15 protein-coding genes are annotated in these 15,329 nt (G+C 74.3%); 8 read left to right on the plus strand and 7 right to left on the minus strand.

Annotated features, from left to right (window positions below):
• Both ACFYO8_RS18285 and ACFYO8_RS18290 read right to left on the minus strand, forming a co-directional pair.
• Window positions 1-1,107 (minus strand): sulfite oxidase, encoded by a 1,107-nt coding sequence (locus tag ACFYO8_RS18285; protein WP_354865763.1) that lies wholly within the window; start codon window positions 1,105-1,107, stop codon window positions 1-3.
• A complete protein-coding gene (locus ACFYO8_RS18290) occupies window positions 1,104-1,763 on the minus strand; it encodes a methyltransferase domain-containing protein (protein WP_354865761.1) in 660 nt (219 codons plus the stop codon). The genes ACFYO8_RS18285 and ACFYO8_RS18290 overlap by 4 nt, the downstream gene beginning before the upstream one ends.
• Window positions 1,764-1,894: 131 nt before the next feature.
• Here ACFYO8_RS18290 and ACFYO8_RS18295 point away from each other — a divergent pair, with 131 nt between their 5' ends.
• Window positions 1,895-2,503 carry a murein hydrolase activator EnvC family protein gene (locus ACFYO8_RS18295; RefSeq protein WP_387187424.1) on the plus strand — a complete coding sequence of 203 codons (609 nt, stop codon included), beginning with the start codon at window positions 1,895-1,897 and terminating at the stop codon, window positions 2,501-2,503.
• Between the two features lie 70 nt (window positions 2,504-2,573).
• Here the strand turns inward: ACFYO8_RS18295 and ACFYO8_RS18300 are convergent, their stop codons facing one another.
• The gene (locus ACFYO8_RS18300) at window positions 2,574-3,755 is read right to left on the minus strand and encodes an aminotransferase class V-fold PLP-dependent enzyme (RefSeq protein WP_354865759.1); all 1,182 of its coding nucleotides are present in this window, start codon (window positions 3,753-3,755) and stop codon (window positions 2,574-2,576) included.
• 160 nt (window positions 3,756-3,915) lie between these two features.
• Window positions 3,916-4,899: a tyrosine recombinase XerC gene (locus ACFYO8_RS18305; RefSeq protein WP_354866016.1), complete on the minus strand. Its 984-nt coding sequence runs from the start codon at window positions 4,897-4,899 to the stop codon at window positions 3,916-3,918.
• A 394-nt stretch (window positions 4,900-5,293) separates the two neighbouring features.
• Between ACFYO8_RS18305 and ACFYO8_RS18310 the strand changes: the two genes are divergently transcribed.
• A complete protein-coding gene (locus ACFYO8_RS18310; RefSeq protein WP_355095848.1) occupies window positions 5,294-5,635 on the plus strand; it encodes a hypothetical protein in 342 nt (113 codons plus the stop codon).
• A gap of 5 nt (window positions 5,636-5,640) precedes the next feature.
• On the opposite strand, the gene ACFYO8_RS18315 is transcribed toward ACFYO8_RS18310, so the two are convergent.
• From ACFYO8_RS18315 to ACFYO8_RS18325, 3 genes are read right to left on the minus strand one after another with little or no spacing between them, the layout of a single operon-like run.
• Window positions 5,641-6,819: a DNA-processing protein DprA gene (locus ACFYO8_RS18315; RefSeq protein WP_354865755.1), complete on the minus strand. Its 1,179-nt coding sequence runs from the start codon at window positions 6,817-6,819 to the stop codon at window positions 5,641-5,643.
• Complete coding sequence (locus ACFYO8_RS18320; RefSeq protein ID WP_354865753.1) at window positions 6,816-8,336, minus strand: YifB family Mg chelatase-like AAA ATPase; 1,521 nt, start codon at window positions 8,334-8,336, stop codon at window positions 6,816-6,818. Before ACFYO8_RS18320 ends, ACFYO8_RS18315 begins: the two co-directional genes overlap by 4 nt.
• A 1-nt stretch (window position 8,337) precedes the next feature.
• Window positions 8,338-8,697 (minus strand): YraN family protein, encoded by a 360-nt coding sequence (locus ACFYO8_RS18325; protein WP_355096899.1) that lies wholly within the window; start codon window positions 8,695-8,697, stop codon window positions 8,338-8,340.
• Between the two features lie 244 nt (window positions 8,698-8,941).
• Here ACFYO8_RS18325 and ACFYO8_RS18330 point away from each other — a divergent pair, with 244 nt between their 5' ends.
• The 6 genes from ACFYO8_RS18330 (at window position 8,942) to ACFYO8_RS18355 (ending at window position 15,230) form a co-directional block, all read left to right on the plus strand.
• A complete protein-coding gene (locus ACFYO8_RS18330; RefSeq protein WP_387187514.1) occupies window positions 8,942-9,982 on the plus strand; it encodes a hypothetical protein in 1,041 nt (346 codons plus the stop codon).
• A gap of 298 nt (window positions 9,983-10,280) precedes the next feature.
• On the plus strand, window positions 10,281-11,186 hold the full coding sequence (gene rpsB / locus ACFYO8_RS18335) for a 30S ribosomal protein S2 (RefSeq protein ID WP_354865747.1): 906 nt from the start codon (window positions 10,281-10,283) through the stop codon (window positions 11,184-11,186).
• Window positions 11,187-11,313: 127 nt separating this feature from the next.
• Window positions 11,314-12,141, plus strand: a complete 828-nt coding sequence (tsf, locus tag ACFYO8_RS18340) for a translation elongation factor Ts (RefSeq protein ID WP_354865745.1) — start codon at window positions 11,314-11,316, stop codon at window positions 12,139-12,141.
• Window positions 12,142-12,298: 157 nt separating this feature from the next.
• Window positions 12,299-13,066 (plus strand): UMP kinase, encoded by a 768-nt coding sequence (pyrH, locus tag ACFYO8_RS18345; RefSeq protein WP_354865743.1) that lies wholly within the window; start codon window positions 12,299-12,301, stop codon window positions 13,064-13,066.
• A gap of 86 nt (window positions 13,067-13,152) precedes the next feature.
• Window positions 13,153-13,710: a ribosome recycling factor gene (gene frr / locus ACFYO8_RS18350; protein WP_354865741.1), complete on the plus strand. Its 558-nt coding sequence runs from the start codon at window positions 13,153-13,155 to the stop codon at window positions 13,708-13,710.
• 257 nt (window positions 13,711-13,967) lie between these two features.
• Window positions 13,968-15,230 (plus strand): phosphatidate cytidylyltransferase, encoded by a 1,263-nt coding sequence (locus ACFYO8_RS18355; protein ID WP_354865739.1) that lies wholly within the window; start codon window positions 13,968-13,970, stop codon window positions 15,228-15,230.
• Window positions 15,231-15,329: the final 99 nt, after the last annotated feature.

Consider the following 15,329-nt stretch of genomic DNA (forward strand, 5'->3'; position numbering starts at 1 on the left):
TCACTCCGCCGGCACGACCACCTCGACCCGCTGCACCAGGTTGTTCGCGAACCCGCCCCGGTTCCACGACTGCTCGACCGGCTGGGTACGCCCCGAGGCGTCGGTCGCCCGGGCGCCGAGCACGTACCGCCCCGGCGTGGCCGTCCAGCTCACCGACCACCGGCGCCACGCCCACTCGCCACCGGCCGGCTCGTCCAGGACCGCCGGCGCCCACGTCTCGCCGCCGTCCACCGTCACCTCGACCGAGGTCACCGGCGCGTGGCCGGACCAGGCCCGGCCGTCCAGAGTGCACGGTCCGGGACGCAGCACCCGGGTGCGGGACATGAAGTCCGGGAACCCGGGCGGACGCACCAGGGCACGCGGCTCGATCCGGGTCACCGGCACACCCGGGTCGTCGGCGTCGCGCCGCAGCCGGTAGGCCACCGCGTTCTGGTAGCCGTCGAACGGCTCCGTCGTCACAGTGATGTCGCGCAGCCACTTCACGTGCGCCATGCCGTACCAGCCGGGCACGATCAGGCGCAGCGGCGCCCCGTGCTGCGGCAGCAGGGGAGCGCCGTTCATCTCGTACGCCAGCAGCACCTCCTCGCGCAGCGCGTCGGCCACCGGCAGCGCCCGCTGGTAGTCCTGCTCGACGCCGCGCTCCACCCCGTGGTCCGCGCCGGTGAACACCACGTCCACCGCGTCGCCGGACAGGCCGGCCTCGCGCAGCAGTGGCGCCAGCGGCGTGCCGGTCCACTCCGCGTTGCCCACCGCCTCCACCAGCCAGGGTTGGCTGACCGGACGGGGACGCAGCAGCGCCCGGCCGTTGCCCGCGCACTCCAGCGTGACCCGGTGGGTCACCCGGGGCCGGTCGCGCAGCGCCGCCAGGTCCAGCCGCAGTGGACGCTCGACCGCGCCGGAGACGCTCAACGCGTACGCCGCCGGGTCGACGTCCGGGATGTCGTAGTGGATGAGCAGGTAGTGCAGGCCCGCCGGGGTCACGTCGTACCGCAGCGCCTCCAGCGGGATGCCGTGGTTGCGCGCGGCGAGCTGGAGCTCCTCGGCGCTGATCGCCTCGTCCGGCCCGGCCAGGCGAGAGGGCCGGCTGACGTCGTCCACTGTGGTCATCGCTGCTCCGTCCGCTCCAGCACGTCGTAGCCCACGAACTGGAACATCCGCACCCCTGGCGGCAGCGGGCGGGGTGTGCCGGTGAAGCGGTGCGCGCCGACGCCCACGCCGTCGGCCGGGCTGCCCACGGCGACCGGCTCGAAGCCCTCCTCGGCGAACCACTCGCAGATGACCGGCACCAGGTCCGGCTCGCGCCGGTGCCGCGTCCACAGCACCGTGCCGCCGGTGGTGCAGAGCGAGGCGCAGTGCCGCACCGTCGCCCGGATGTCGTCGTCGCCGATGTTGCCGAAGATGCCGCAGACCAGCACCAGATCCGCCGGGGCCAGATCGGCGTAGCGGTCGGTCAGCGAGGCGTCAGCGGTCACCACCTCCACGCCGGTGAGCCCCGCGTCGGCGGCGGCGCGACGGGCCAGATCGGCGTTGCGCGGGTCCAGCTCGACCAGGCGCGCGGTCACGTCGCCGCCCCGGGGATGGGCGGCCAGCACCGGGATCAGGTCGCGGCCCTGACCCGCGCACAGGCTCAGCGCGCGCAGCGGACCGGACGGCGCCGCGTCCAGCGCGTCGGAGACACGCCGCCGCACCTCGGCGAGCCGCCGCGCCAGTGCGGACTCGGGCTGGTCGTAGTCGCTGTGCCAGGCGTACCAGTCCTTCGTCACCCGGCCAGCATAGGCGTGCGGGCCGTAGCAGATCCGCTCCGATTTCGGCGCTCGTCCACAAGCCGGGCGTTGTCCACAGGCCGGTCGGGTGGGGTTCGCGGGCCGGTGCTCGGGGCGGCAGGGTGGCCGGCGTGCGCCCTTCTATCTCTCATGCCGGCAGGGCCGGGCTGGTGGTGCTGTTCCTCGTCGCCTGCCTGCCGGGCGCCTCCGTGCCGTCCCGGGCGGCACCGTCGTCTCGACCGGGGGCCCACTCGCTCGCGGTCGGGCCGTCGTCGGGTTCGCCTGCGGGTGCCACTGGCCGGTTCCGGTGGCCGCTGGCCGGTACGCCACGGGTGGTGCGGCGGTTCGACCCGCCGCCGCAGCCCTGGCTGTCCGGGCACCGGGGCGTCGACCTCGCCGCCGCGCCGGGTGCGCCGGTGCTGGCGGCCGGCGCCGGGACCGTCCTGTTCGCCGGCGCCGTCGCCGGCCGGCCGGTGCTCACCGTCGGCCACTCCGACGGCCTGCGCACCACATACGAACCGGTCCGCTCCCGGCTCACCGCCGGCACCCCTGTGGACGCCGGCACGCCGGTCGGCGCCCTGCTCGCCGGGCACCCCGGCTGTGCCGAGGCGGCCTGCCTGCACTGGGGGCTGCGCCGCGACGCGGAATACCTCGACCCGCTGGCACTGCTCGGCCTCGGTCGTGTCCGGCTGCTCCCGCTGCACCCTGTCTCCGGCGGTCTCGCCGACGTCGCCGGCTGAGCGACGTCACCAGGTGACCGATGCCGCCGGTGACCGACGAGCGCCGGTCGGCGGTCGGCGCGCGGGCCGCTCAGCCCTGGGCGAGCAGCGTGGGCAGCCGGACGGCCAGTCGGTCGTACTCGTCGGGGGTGTTGTAGACCTGGCCGCACAGCCGCAGGTAGCCGCGCCCGTTCCAGGCGGCGATCGACACCTCTGCGGCGATCCGCTCGGCGATCCGGGTCCGTAGCTCCCGGGCCGCGTCGAGCGTGGTCGCCACACCGGGCGGCAGCGACACGAGCCGCATGGCGACCGCCGGTCCGCCGGGCTCCGGCAGCCGTTCGGGCGCCACACCGAGCGCGTCCCCGACGACCCGTTGCCCGTACGCGGCCAGCGCCGCGTTGTGCGCGCGTACCCGGTCCACGCCCAGGCTGCGCAACGTGAACAGGCCCACCGGGGCGGCCAGCCAGCCGGTGTAGTCGAGCGTCGCCTGCCACTCGACACGGACCGGGAAGCCGCTGTCCTGCTCCCACGAGACGGCGAGCGGCTGGATCCTCTCCCGCCACTGCGGCGCCACCACGAGCACGGCGGTGCCGCGTGGCGCGTACGCCCACTTGTGCAGGTTGCCGACCCAGAAGTCGGCGCCGACGGACGCGACGGTGGCCGGCAGCATGCCCGGTGCGTGGGCGGCGTCGACCAGCACCGGCACGCCCTGCTCCCGGGCCACCGCGACGATTGCCGCGGTCGGGAACAGCCGGGCGGTCGGCGAGGTGAGCTGGTCGACGATCAGCAGCTGGGTGCGCCCGGGGCGCAGCCCGTCGCGGATGATCTCGACCACCTCCTCGTCGGTGGCGGTCGACGGCACCGGCAGGGTGCGGGACGCCGCACCGGTACGGGCGCACTCCCGGGCGACGGACAGCGCCACCGCGCCGTACCCGTGGTCGGTGGTCACGATCTCGTCGCCCGGGCGCAGCCCCAGCGACTGCAACACCACGGCCGCGCCCGCGGTGGCGTTACCGACGAGCGTGGTGCCGTCCGGGTCGGCGCCGAGGAACGCGGCCAGGTGCCGCCGGGCGTGGGCGATCCGGTCGACCAGGCCCCGCGTGAAGAACCGCGGCGGGTTGGCCTCCATCTCGTCGCGCAGGCGCTGCTGGGCGCGTTGCACGGCGATGGGTACGGCGCCGAACGAGCCGTGATTGAGGTGGCTGACGGAGGGATCGAGGGAGAAGAGCAGCCGAGCACCGGGAATCGGCTCGGGCGGCTGCGGCACCGTCATCCGCCGATCCTAGCCCGAGATGGATCATGCCCGGTCGATTTCGCCCGCCAACCGCTCCGCCGCCCGCCCGCCCCGCCTGCTCGGGTGGAACGTGATGGGTGTCCTGCGCGCCGTAGACACCCGTGGTGTTCCACCGGCGTTGCCTGTGCGCTCGCGGCGGTCAGGCGCGGGGGTGCGCCTGCCGGTACGCGGCGCGGAGCCGCTCCACCGAGACGTGCGTGTAGATCTGGGTGCTGGCGAGCGACGAGTGCCCCAGCAGCTCCTGCACGGCCCGCAGGTCCGCGCCCCCTTCGAGCAGATGCGTCGCGGCGGAGTGGCGCAGCCCGTGCGGCGTCACCCGGGGCACACCGGCGGCCTCGGTCCAGCCGGACACGATCCGCCGCGCGGTGGTCGGGTTGAGCCGCCCGCCCCGTGCCCCGAGCAGCAGCGCCCGGCCCGAGCCCGGGGCCACCAGGGCGGGCCGGCCGTCGCGCAGCCAGGTGTCGAGCGCGCGCTGCGCCGGCACCCCGTAGGGCACCGAGCGTTCCCGCCCGCCCTTGCCGAGCACACGTACCACCCGGCGGGCCTGGTCGACGTCGGTGACGTCCAGGCCGCACGCCTCGCTGACGCGTACCCCGGTGCCGTAGAGCAGTTCCAGCAGCAGCCGGTCGCGCAGCAGCACCGCGTCGGGCGGCGCGTCGCCGGCCGATTCGGCGGCGACCCTTCGTCCGAGCCCGGCGCGGTCGAGGTGGACCCTCGGGCGGTCGGCCTCGGCCGGGCTCGGGCGCTGCCGCGACGGGGCCTCCACCAGAGCGGCGGCCTGGTCGGCCCGCAGCACGGTGGGCAGCTCCCGCCGGGCCCGAGGGCTGGCCAGTGGCGCCGCCACGTCGTCGGCGAGCAGGCCGGTCCGGTGCGCCCAGGCGCTGAAGGTCCGGGCCGCGGCTGCACGCCGCGCCATCGTCGTCCGGGCCGCTCCCATGGTCCGCTGCTTCGCCAGCCAGCTACGCACCACGGCGAGGTCCAGCTCCGGCAACTCCGCGCAGCCCATCCGGGCCGCGTGGTCCAGCAGCGACACCAGATCCGTGACGTACGCCCGGACGGTGTGGACGGAGCGGTTACGCACCCGCGACAGGTGGTCGGCGAAGTCGTCCACCGCCTCGCGCATCGAGGCAGGCAGTTCCTCGTGCGCGTCCCGCGTGCCGCGCCGCTGCCTGCTCACCGCGGCATCCGGCCCGAGCGCACGCGCTCGCGGCGGGGGAGGCGGACAGCCGTCACCGCCCCAGCGTAAGGCTGGAGGCCCCACGTTCGCCGTGCCGCCATCCCCGCCGTTCGCCGTGTCGGCCCGGCCGTGGTTCCCGTCTCCCGGCGTCGATTACCTGCCGGCGCGCTGAGTGGGGTGGCAGAAGCGGGTCTGGACAGGGGAAACTCATGCTGCGGCACGCTCCGGTGCGGCGACCGGCGGGCAGCGTGGCCCGAGCCGACCCCGACGGAGGTCGATCCGGCCGCGATCGGGCGAACGCGTCCCCGCGTCGGTGACGCCGCTACGAGGAGGGCCGAGAGTGGGAGTGGACGCCGTCCTCTACCGGCAGGTATCCGCGGGCGACAGCCGCCGCCGACCCGTGTACGTCTCGATCGAGGTGGTGGCGGACCCGCAGGATCTGCTGCTCGACCTGCTCAAGCGTGTCCGCGGCGGTGGCCGGACCCCACTGCTGGACCGCGTCGACCCGCTCGGTGAGCTGACAGTGGGCGCCGAGCGCCTGGCGCAGCTGCTCGCCGAGCTGCGGTGCCTGGCCGAGGTGGCCCGGGCGCAGGCGGAGGCCGACCACGTCCGCCGGCTGGCCCGGCTCGTCCACCGATGCGCCGAGCGCCGCGACGCCGAGATCCGGTTCGAGGGCGACTGACGCGTTCACGGGTGGGCTGCCGGTGGCGGTGCGAGGGCGTAGCCGTCGTCGCGGCGTACCACCATCGCCAGTTCCTCCAGCATGGACAGCTTGCGCATGGTGGTGCGCAGGTCCATCCCCGCGCGTGCCGCGACGCTCTCCAGGTCGAGGGCACGGCGGCGGGGCAGTGCCTCCAGTACCTGGGTGGCCTCCTCGTCGAGCCGGTCCCGTGGACGTTCGGGCGCTCGCGCGGGCGGAGCGAGGTCGTACCCGATGCGTCCCACCTCCTCCAGCACGTGCGCGACGTTCGTGACCAGCCGGGCCCGCGGCTGTTCCCGCAGCACCTCGTGCCCGCCGACGGACATCGCTGAGGTCACCGGGCCCGGCACCACCATGGCGGGCCGGTGCAGGCCGAGCGCCCGGTTGAGTGTCTGGGTGGCGCCGCTGCGGGCGGCGGCCTCGACCAGCACCGTGCCGTTCGTCGCCGCCGCGATGACCCGGTTGCGGATGAGGAACCGTGGGCGCAGCGGCTCCGCGCCGGGAGTCCATTCGCTCACCAGTAGGCCGGTGTCGGCGATGCGGTCGAACAGCGCGGCGTTGCCCATCGGGTACGGCCGGTCCACCCCGCAGGCGAGCACGGCGACGGTGCGTCCGCCCGCTGTCAATGCCCCGCGATGCGCTGCGGCGTCGATGCCGAACGCGCCACCGGACACCACCGTCCACTCCCGGTCGGCGAGGCCGTAGCCCAGCTCGGTGGCGACGTGCGCGCCGTAGGGGGTGGCCGCCCGGGCGCCGACCACCGCCACCGAGCGCGCCAGAGTCTCGCCGAGCGGCCACGCTCCGCGTACCCAGAAGCAGAGCGGCGGATCGGTCTCCGCGTCGACCCGCCGGGTGGCCCCGGACAGCGTCAGCCGTCGCAGATCCTCGACCTGGGCGGGCCATTCGTCGTCCTCGGGGGTGACCAGCCGGGCCCCGAGCCGTTCACCGCGGGTTAGCGCCTCCGCCGCCACCGCGCGGGCGTCACCGGCGGCGCCGCGTGCCGCCACGGCCGACCGCAGCGCCCGGTCCGGCGCCTCGCCGGACAGCAGCAGGTCGAGCGCGGCGACCGGGCCGATCCGCTCGACCAGGGCGTACACCGAGCGGGTGCCGGGCTCGGCGAGCCAGGTGAGCGCGACCCGCGCCAGCCGGCGGTCGTCGGCGCTCACCCGACCTCTCCCGTCCTGAGCTGGATGGCCTCCGCCACGTCGTCGCGGCCGGGCCGGTCCCGCCCGTCCAGGTCGGCGATGGTCCAGGCGAGACGCAGTACGCGGTCGTAGCCACGCGCGGACAGCGAACCGGTGTCGAGCCGGCGGCGCAGATCCGTGGTGACCCGGGCCGGTAGGTGCCACGGCGGACGGCGCAGGTAGGGGCCGGGGACGTCGGCGTTGACCCGTTGCCCGGTGGCCGCCCAGCGGCCGGCCGCGGCGTGCCGTGCGGCGACGACCCGGGCGGCGACGGTGGCCGAGGACTCGTGCGCGGCGTCGGTGCTCAGCAACTCCGCCGCGCGTACCGCCGTCAACCGGACCTGCACGTCCACCCGGTCGAGCAGCGGACCCGACAACCGCCCCAGGTAGCGTCGCCGGGTCAGCGGCGGGCACTCGCAGTCGACGTCTCCCGAGGGCTTCGCGCAGGGGCAGGGGTTGGCGGCCAGCACCAGTTGGGTGCGGGCCGGGTATTCTGTGGCGCCGCGGGTACGCGCCACCCGCACCCGGCCGCTCTCCAGCGGTTGCCGCAACGCCTCCAACGCGCCCTTGCTGAACTCGGGCGCCTCGTCGAGGAACAGGACCCCGCGGTGGGCGAGCGACACCGCGCCGGGCCGGGCCAGCCCGGAGCCGCCTCCGACGAGCGCGGGCACCGTGGCGGTGTGGTGCGGCGCCTGGAACGGGGGACGGCGCAGCAGCCCGCCGCCGGGTGGCAGCAGGCCGGCGATCGAGTGCAGCGCGGTCACCTCCAGAGCGGCCTCGTCGTCCAGTTCGGGCAGGATCGACGGCAGTCGCTCGGCGAGCATGGTCTTGCCGGCGCCGGGTGGGCCGAGCAGCGCGAGGTGGTGGCCCCCGGCGGCGGCGATCTCCAGGGCACGCCGGCCGAGCGGCTGCCCGGCCACGTCGACGAGGTCGGGTCCGGCCGGCCCGCCGACCGGGACCTGACCGGGTGGGGTGAGCAGCGGGCTGCCGTGGCGGACGTGGGCGACGAGCCGGTGCAGGGTGTCGACGGCCTGCACCCGTACTCCCGGGATGACCGCCGCCTCGGCGGCGTTGCCGGCGGGTACGACGACGCGGGTGTGCCCGGCGCGAGCGGCGGCGGCGACCATGGGCAGCGTGCCGCGGACGGGGCGTACCGTGCCGTCGAGACCGAGTTCGCCGAGCACGACAGTGGCGTCCAGGGCCACCGGCGGCAGCTCGCCCGCGCCGGCCAGGACGGCGAGCGCGATGGCGAGGTCGAACGCCGAGCCGTACTTGGGCAGCGTGGCGGGGAGCAGGTTGAGGGTGATGCGGCGGTTGGGCCATTTCTGGCCGGAGTTGACGATCGCGGCGCGGACCCGGTCGCGCGCCTCGTGCAGGGCGGTGTCCGGCAGGCCGGAGATGATCACGGCGGGCAGTCCGGGAGCAAGGTCGGCCTCGACCTCGACGAGGTGCCCGGCGACCCCGGCCAGGCCGACGCTCAGCACTTTCGCGTACCCCATGTCAGAACGCTCCGCGGAGGTGTTCGACGCGGGCGGGGCCGGTGAGCGGGAGCCGGACGGAGAGGACGTCGAAGCGGACCTCGTCGGCGGTGGTGCCGGTCTCGGCGAGCCAGCGGGCGGCGAGGCCGCGCAGCCGGCGGGCCTTGGCCTGGACGACCGCCTCGGCGGGGGAGCCGAACCGCTCGGTACGGCGGGTCTTGACCTCGCAGATGGCGAGGACCGGGCCCTCCCAGGCGATGATGTCGATCTCGCCCTCGGGACAGCGCCAGTTGCGGGCGACCGGGCGCAGGCCCGCCTCGATCAGGTGCCGCAGCGCGCACCGCTCGCCGTACGCCCCGACGGCTCGGTTCCGGTTCGTCATGCCGGTCAGGATGCGTCCGGCGGCCGTGATCACGAGTGGGCCGGTCCGGTCGCCTGTGGACAGGGGTGGGCTTGTGGACGGAACGACGATCATGAGTCCGATCTGCTACGGAGAGGCATGACGAGCGGACCCTCACGCCCTGCGACCACGCAGAGTAGTGCGATGGCAACCCGGCGATATCGGCGCTGACCTGGGCCGATATCGCCGGGTGCCCGAATGGCGCGGCTGGTGCGTGTCGCATACCGTGCCGGTCGTGGACGGACGACGGAGCTATTCCGAGGATGAGCAGGGGTCGCGTTGGGGCGACCGCGGATACGAGTCGGACTGGCGCGCCGCGGGTGAGCCCCGCTACCGCGACGACGACTACCGCACGCCTGAGCAGCGGGCCGGTGAGAACCGGTACGCCGAGCCGGGCCGTTACTCCGCCGCCGATCCGCTGGTGGACGACACGAGCAGTTGGCGGTCGCAGCGGCCGGACGACCCGGAGGTCTCCGGTGAGCTGCCCGGGTCGCGAGCCGCTCGTCGCGCGGCGCGGGAGTCGGCGGCCGACCCGCTCGGCCCGGTGGCCCGCAGCGGCGTCGACGCGCTCGGCACCGCCGCGCACGGGAACCCGCTGGCGAGCCCGCTCGGTACGCCGTCGACCGCCCCGGCCGGCGCCGACCCGTACGGCCTCATCGCGCACGGCGGCGACCCGGCCGGCGGCGCTGACGCCCGCGTCGCCGGCGCCGTCGATCAGCCTCGGCTCAGCCCGATCGGCGGCTACCCGGTCGTCGAGCCGGCGCCGCCCGGCGCCGCGGGCCCGGACGGCGGGACCGAGCCGTCCGCCGCGGGACGGCTGAACCCCGGCGAGCCCACTCCGCTGCGTATCGGCGAGCGCCCGGGCGGTCCCGCCCAGCCGGCGGCGAGCCCGAATCCGCTGGAGATGCCGACCGGCCCGATGCCCGCGGTGCTGCCGCGACCGGACGGGCCGCCGCCCGGTGACGGCGTCTACCGGACCCGGCGCCCGGCGCTGGCGATCCTGCTCGCGGTGCTCGTGCTGGTGCTGGAGGCGCCGGCGGTGCGGGTGCTGCTGCACGGCATGTTCGGTGACCCGGTGTCGACGTCACACGTCGTGGTGGGCATGTTCCTGGTGGTGGGCCTGCCGATCTTCGGCACCGGCCTGTACGGGCTGCGCACCGGAGGGCTGGCGCTCGCCGACGGCAGCCGGGGCTGGCTGCGTCCGCCGACCGCGTACCTGACCGTCGGGCTGGTCCTCTTCCTCGCCGCCGCCCTTGCGGCGGGCTGAGGGGAACGAAACGCCCGCGGGCCCCGGCACGGCGAGCGGCGGGCCACGCCCGCGAGCGCCGGCCCGCACGGCGTGCTCCGCACCCGAGGGCCGGGCAGCGGAGACGGCGCGTACACTGGTCGACTGGCGACCGCCTCGCGCGGTCGACCTCGCGTGCCCTCTCCACGGTCTTCTCCGTGGGGCGACGGCCTCCCTGGTCCCGGTTGACGTACCGGGCCCACCCTGGCCGGCGACCGGGCGCCAGGCGTCCGGCCACCGGCCGGACGGACAACCAGGGACGAAATAGGAGTAACCCACCATGGCCGTCGTGACCATGCGTCAGCTGCTGGAAAGCGGTGTGCACTTCGGGCACCAGACCCGGCGCTGGAACCCGAAGATGAAGCGCTTCATCTTCACCGAGCGCAACGGTATCTACATCATCGACCTGCGCCAGACGCTCGACTACATCGAGAAGGCGTACGAGTTCATCCGCACCACCGTCGCGGGTGGCGGCAGCATCCTGTTCGTCGGCACCAAGAAGCAGGCCCAGGAGGCCATCGCCGAGCAGGCGACCCGGGTCGGCCAGCCGTACGTCAACCACCGCTGGCTCGGTGGCATGCTGACCAACTTCCAGACCGTGTACAAGCGGCTGCAGCGGATGAAGGAGCTGGAGGCCCTGGGTGACCTGAGCGGCACCGCCGCCGGTTACACCAAGAAGGAGACGCTCCAGCTCTCCCGCGAGAAGATCAAGCTGACCAAGACCCTCGGTGGTCTGCGGGACATGCAGAAGCTCCCGGCCGCGGTGTGGATCGTCGACACCAAGAAGGAGCACATCGCCGTCGACGAGGCCCGCAAGCTGGGCATCCCGGTGATCGCGGTGCTCGACACCAACTGCGACCCGGACGAGGTCGACTTCCCGATCCCGGGCAACGACGACGCCATCCGCTCGGCCGAGCTGCTGACCAGGGTCGTCGCCGCCGCCGTCGCCGACGGTCTGATCGCCCGTTCCGGCCGTAACCGCGGCGCGGACGAGAAGCCCGAGGCCGGCCAGGTCGGCGCCAACGAGCCGCTGGCCGAGTGGGAGCGCGAGCTGCTCGAGGAGCCGAAGAAGGCCGACGAGCAGCCCGCCGCCGCCGCGGAGCCCGCCGCCGCTGCCGCGGAGCCCGCCGCCGCGGAGCCGGCCGCGCCTGCCGCCGAGCAGCCGGCGACCGCCGCCGCGGAGTGATCTCGCCGTCGCGTCCCCACCGTCCGGATTCCCGGCGGTGGGGACGCGACGGGTACGCCGGGCAGAACCGGCCCGGAACCGGGTAACCAGCACCCCAGACCACCTCACTGACACCGAAGAGAGAGTCATGTCCAACTTCACCGCCGCGGACGTCAAGAAGCTCCGCGACCTCACCGGCGCCGGCATGATGGACTCCAAGAAGGCGCTGACCGAGGCCGAGGGCGACTTCGACAAGGCCGTCGAGATCCTGCGCGTCAAGGGTGCCAAGGACGTCGGCAAGCGGGCCGGGCGTACCGCCGCCAACGGCCTCGTCGCCCACTCCGGCCAGGCGCTGCTCGAGCTCAACTGCGAGACCGACTTCGTCGCCAAGAACGACGCCTTCATCGCGCTGGCCCAGCAGTTGGTCGAGCACGGCGTGACCAGCGGCGCCACCAACGCCGAGGAGCTGCTCGCCAGCAGCATCGACGGCAAGAGCGTGGCCGACCTGATCCAGGAGCAGTCCGCCAAGATCGGCGAGAAGCTGGTGCTCAACCGCTTCGCCAAGCTGGACGGCAACACCACCGTTTACATGCACCGCAAGAGCCAGGACCTGCCCCCGGCGGTCGGCGTGCTGGTCGAGTTCACCGGCAAGAGCGACGAGGCCGCTGCCTCGGATGCGCGTGCGGTGGCCATGCAGATCGCCGCGATGCGGCCGAAGTACCTCACCCGCGACGAGGTGCCGGCCGAGACCGTCGAGTCCGAGCGGCGCATCGCCGAGCAGACCGCCCGCGAGGAGAACAAGCCCGAGGCGGCGCTGCCGAAGATCGTCGAGGGCCGGGTAAACGCCTTCTTCAAGGACTTCGTCCTGCTGGAGCAGCCGTCGGTCGCCGACAACAAGAAGACCGTCAAGCAGGTGCTGGCCGACGCCGGCATCGAGGTGACGCGCTTCCTGCGGTTCGAGGTCGGCCAGGCCTGAGCCGCCGCACCGGGCCCTCCGGCCCGGGCACAGGGGAGAACGTAGACGAGGAGGCCGCCGGTGTACGCGACAGGCACCGCGGCCTCCTCGTCACATAGGGTCGGCAGGGGCACGTACGCGACAGCCGCGCAATGCGCGGGGAGAAGGGGCGGGGCGGATGACGCAGGTTGTGAGTGACCGGAACCTGGCGGTGGAAGATCCGACCGCCCCTCCGCCCGGTCGGTCCCGCCGGGTGGTGCTGAAGCTCTCCGGTGAGGTCTTCGGCGGCGGTGCGATCGGTGTCGACCCCGACGTCGTGCAGGGCATCGCCCGGCAGATCGCCACCGTGGTACGCCGCGGCGTGCAGGTCTCCGTGGTGGTCGGCGGCGGCAACTTCTTCCGCGGCGCCGAGCTGCAGAAGCGCGGCATGGACCGGGCCCGCGCCGACTACATGGGCATGCTCGGCACGGTCATGAACTGCCTGGCCCTCCAGGACTTCCTGGAGAAGGAGGGCATCGAGACCCGGGTGCAGAGCGCGATCACCATGGCACAGGTCGCCGAGCCGTACATCCCGCTGCGTGCGATCCGGCACCTGGAGAAGGGCCGCGTGGTCATCTTCGGCGCGGGCGCCGGCATGCCGTACTTCTCCACCGACACGGTGGCCGCCCAGCGGGCGCTGGAGATCCGCGCGGACGTCGTGCTGATGAGCAAGAACGGCGTGGACGCGGTCTACACCGCCGACCCCCGGATCGACCCGACCGCGAGCAAGCTCGACTCGATCACCTTCTCCGAGGTGCTGCGCCGTAACCTGCGGGTGGCCGACGCCGCCGCGTTCAGCCTCTGCATGGAGAACGGCCTGCCGATGCTGGTCTTCGGCGCGCAGGGCGACGACACCATCGTCCGCGCCGTCGGCGGTGAGAAGATCGGCACCCTGATCACGGCCTGACCGGCCCGCCGGACCGGCGACGGTCCCTCTGCCACGGCAGCACCCGCACCACACACGACGAGCGACAGAAGGAGGCGAGGAGACCGGTGATCGACGACACCCTCCTCGAGGCGGAGGAGAAGATGGAGCGTGCCATCGAGCACGCCAAGGAGGAGTTCGGCGGGATCCGTACCGGACGCGCCAACGCCGCCATGTTCTCCCGGATCCTCATCGACTACTACGGCAGCCCGACCCCGCTGCCGCAGATGGCGTCCATCGCGGTGCCCGAGCCGCGCATGGTGATCATCAAGCCGTACGACAACTCGCAGCTGGGCGCCATGGAGAAGGCGATCCGCGACTCGGACCTCGGGGCCAACCCGAACAACGAGGGCAACCAGCTCCGCATCGTCCTGCCGCAGATGACCGAGGAGCGGCGCCGCGACATGATCAAGGTCGCCCGGCAGAAGGGCGAGGAGGCCAAGGTCGCCGTCCGCAACATCCGCCGCAAGGCCAAGGAGGAGCTGGACCGCCTGGTCAAGGACGGCGAGGTCGGCGAGGACGAGGGCCGGCGCGCGGAGAAGGAGCTGGACGACCTGACCCAGCGCTTCGTCGCAGGCGTCGACGAGCTGGTCAAGCACAAGGAGAGCGAGTTGCTCGAGGTCTGAGCACCCGCGTACCCCACACGGCACCGCACCGGGCCGTCGCCCCGACGGGGCGACGGCCCGGTGCCGTCGTCGTGCCCGGCGGCGCACACCCTCGGCGCTCCGGCGGGTGCAGTAGGCTCGGCACGATTCCCGACCACCACGGGTGAGCGGCGGGAGTCGCCCGGCCGTCGGTCGGTAAAACAGGAAGTCTCACGCCGGTAGGGGATGGTCTTGGTATTGCGTCATGTGGTGGCTCTCGTACCGGCTGCCGGTGCGTGATGTCCCACCCCGACCCCTACGGCAGCACCGAGCCGCGCGGCTGGGACCGCCCGGCTGCCCCGTCCCTGCCCTGGCCGGACACCGAGCTGGAGCCCGGCCCCTGGCGACCCGCCCCGGACACGTACGCCGCCCCGGACACGTACGCCGGGCCGTACCCGACGACCTCGCGGCACCACGACGGCCCCGGCCGGTACGACGGACCGCCGGCCGGCGACCGTGGGCGGCCCGCCGGGCCGGAGCACGACGGCCCGTGGGGTGAGCCCACCCGCGACGAGGAGTACCCGACCGCGCAGATCGCGCCGGTGCGGGACGAGCCCACCGACCAGATTCCGGCGGTACGCGACGAGCCCGCGCCGACGCCCGAGCCCGAGCCGCCGGCCGGTCGCCGGGGCCGGGGGCGGCGGCGGGCGAGCGCGGAACGTCCGCCGAGCGTCGCGCCGACGACGTCCCGGGCGGGGCGCAACCTGCCGGCGGCGATCGGCGTCGGGGTGGCCCTCGCCGCGGCGGTCGTGGTGCCGCTGTTCTTCTTCATGCCGGCGTTCCTCGCCGTGCTCGCGGCGGCGGTGGGCGTCGGCATCTGGGAGATGGCCCGCGCGGCGCGCCGCAGCGGCGCCCACCCGCCGCTGGCGCCGCTCGTCGCCGGTGGCGTGATCACAGTGGGTCTGGCCTGGTACGCGGGTCCCGACGCGCTCTGCCTCGGGCTGCTGGTCACGGTGCTGGGCACGATGATCTGGCGGCTGGGCGACGGGCCGGGTGACTACCAGCGCGATCTCACCGCGGCCACCCTGATCGCGGTGTACGTGCCGTTCCTCGCCGGGTTCGCGGCCATGCTCGCGGCGGCACCCGGCGACGGGGCCCTGCGCGTGCTGGTGACGCTGGCGGCGGTGGTGCTCTCCGACACCGGCGGGTACGCCGCGGGCGTGTCGTTCGGCAAGCATCCGATGGCGCCCACGATCAGCCCGAAGAAGTCCTGGGAGGGCTTCGCCGGCTCGGTGACCGCCGCGGCGGCGGGCAGCGCGGCGCTGCTGTGGGCGTTGTTCGACGTGGCCCCCTGGTGGGGCGCACTGTTCGGGATGGCGATCTCGGTCGCGGCGGTGCTCGGTGACCTCGCCGAGTCGATGATCAAGCGGGATCTCGGCGTCAAGGACATGAGCAACCTGCTGCCCGGGCACGGCGGCCTGATGGACCGGCTCGACTCGGTCCTGTTCGCCGTGCCGGTGGCGTACCTGCTGCTCGCGGTCTTCGTCCCGGTGACGGGTTGAGGCGTGAATCACGGCGTCGAGCCGGGGCGGCCCGGCCGGCCGGGGGCGATTCGACACGTAGGGGCGGGTGCGTCCGGGCGGGAGCGTGTCAGACTGGAC

Source organism: Micromonospora sp. NPDC005257 (assembly GCF_042872445.1).
GTDB lineage: Bacteria > Actinomycetota > Actinomycetes > Mycobacteriales > Micromonosporaceae > Micromonospora.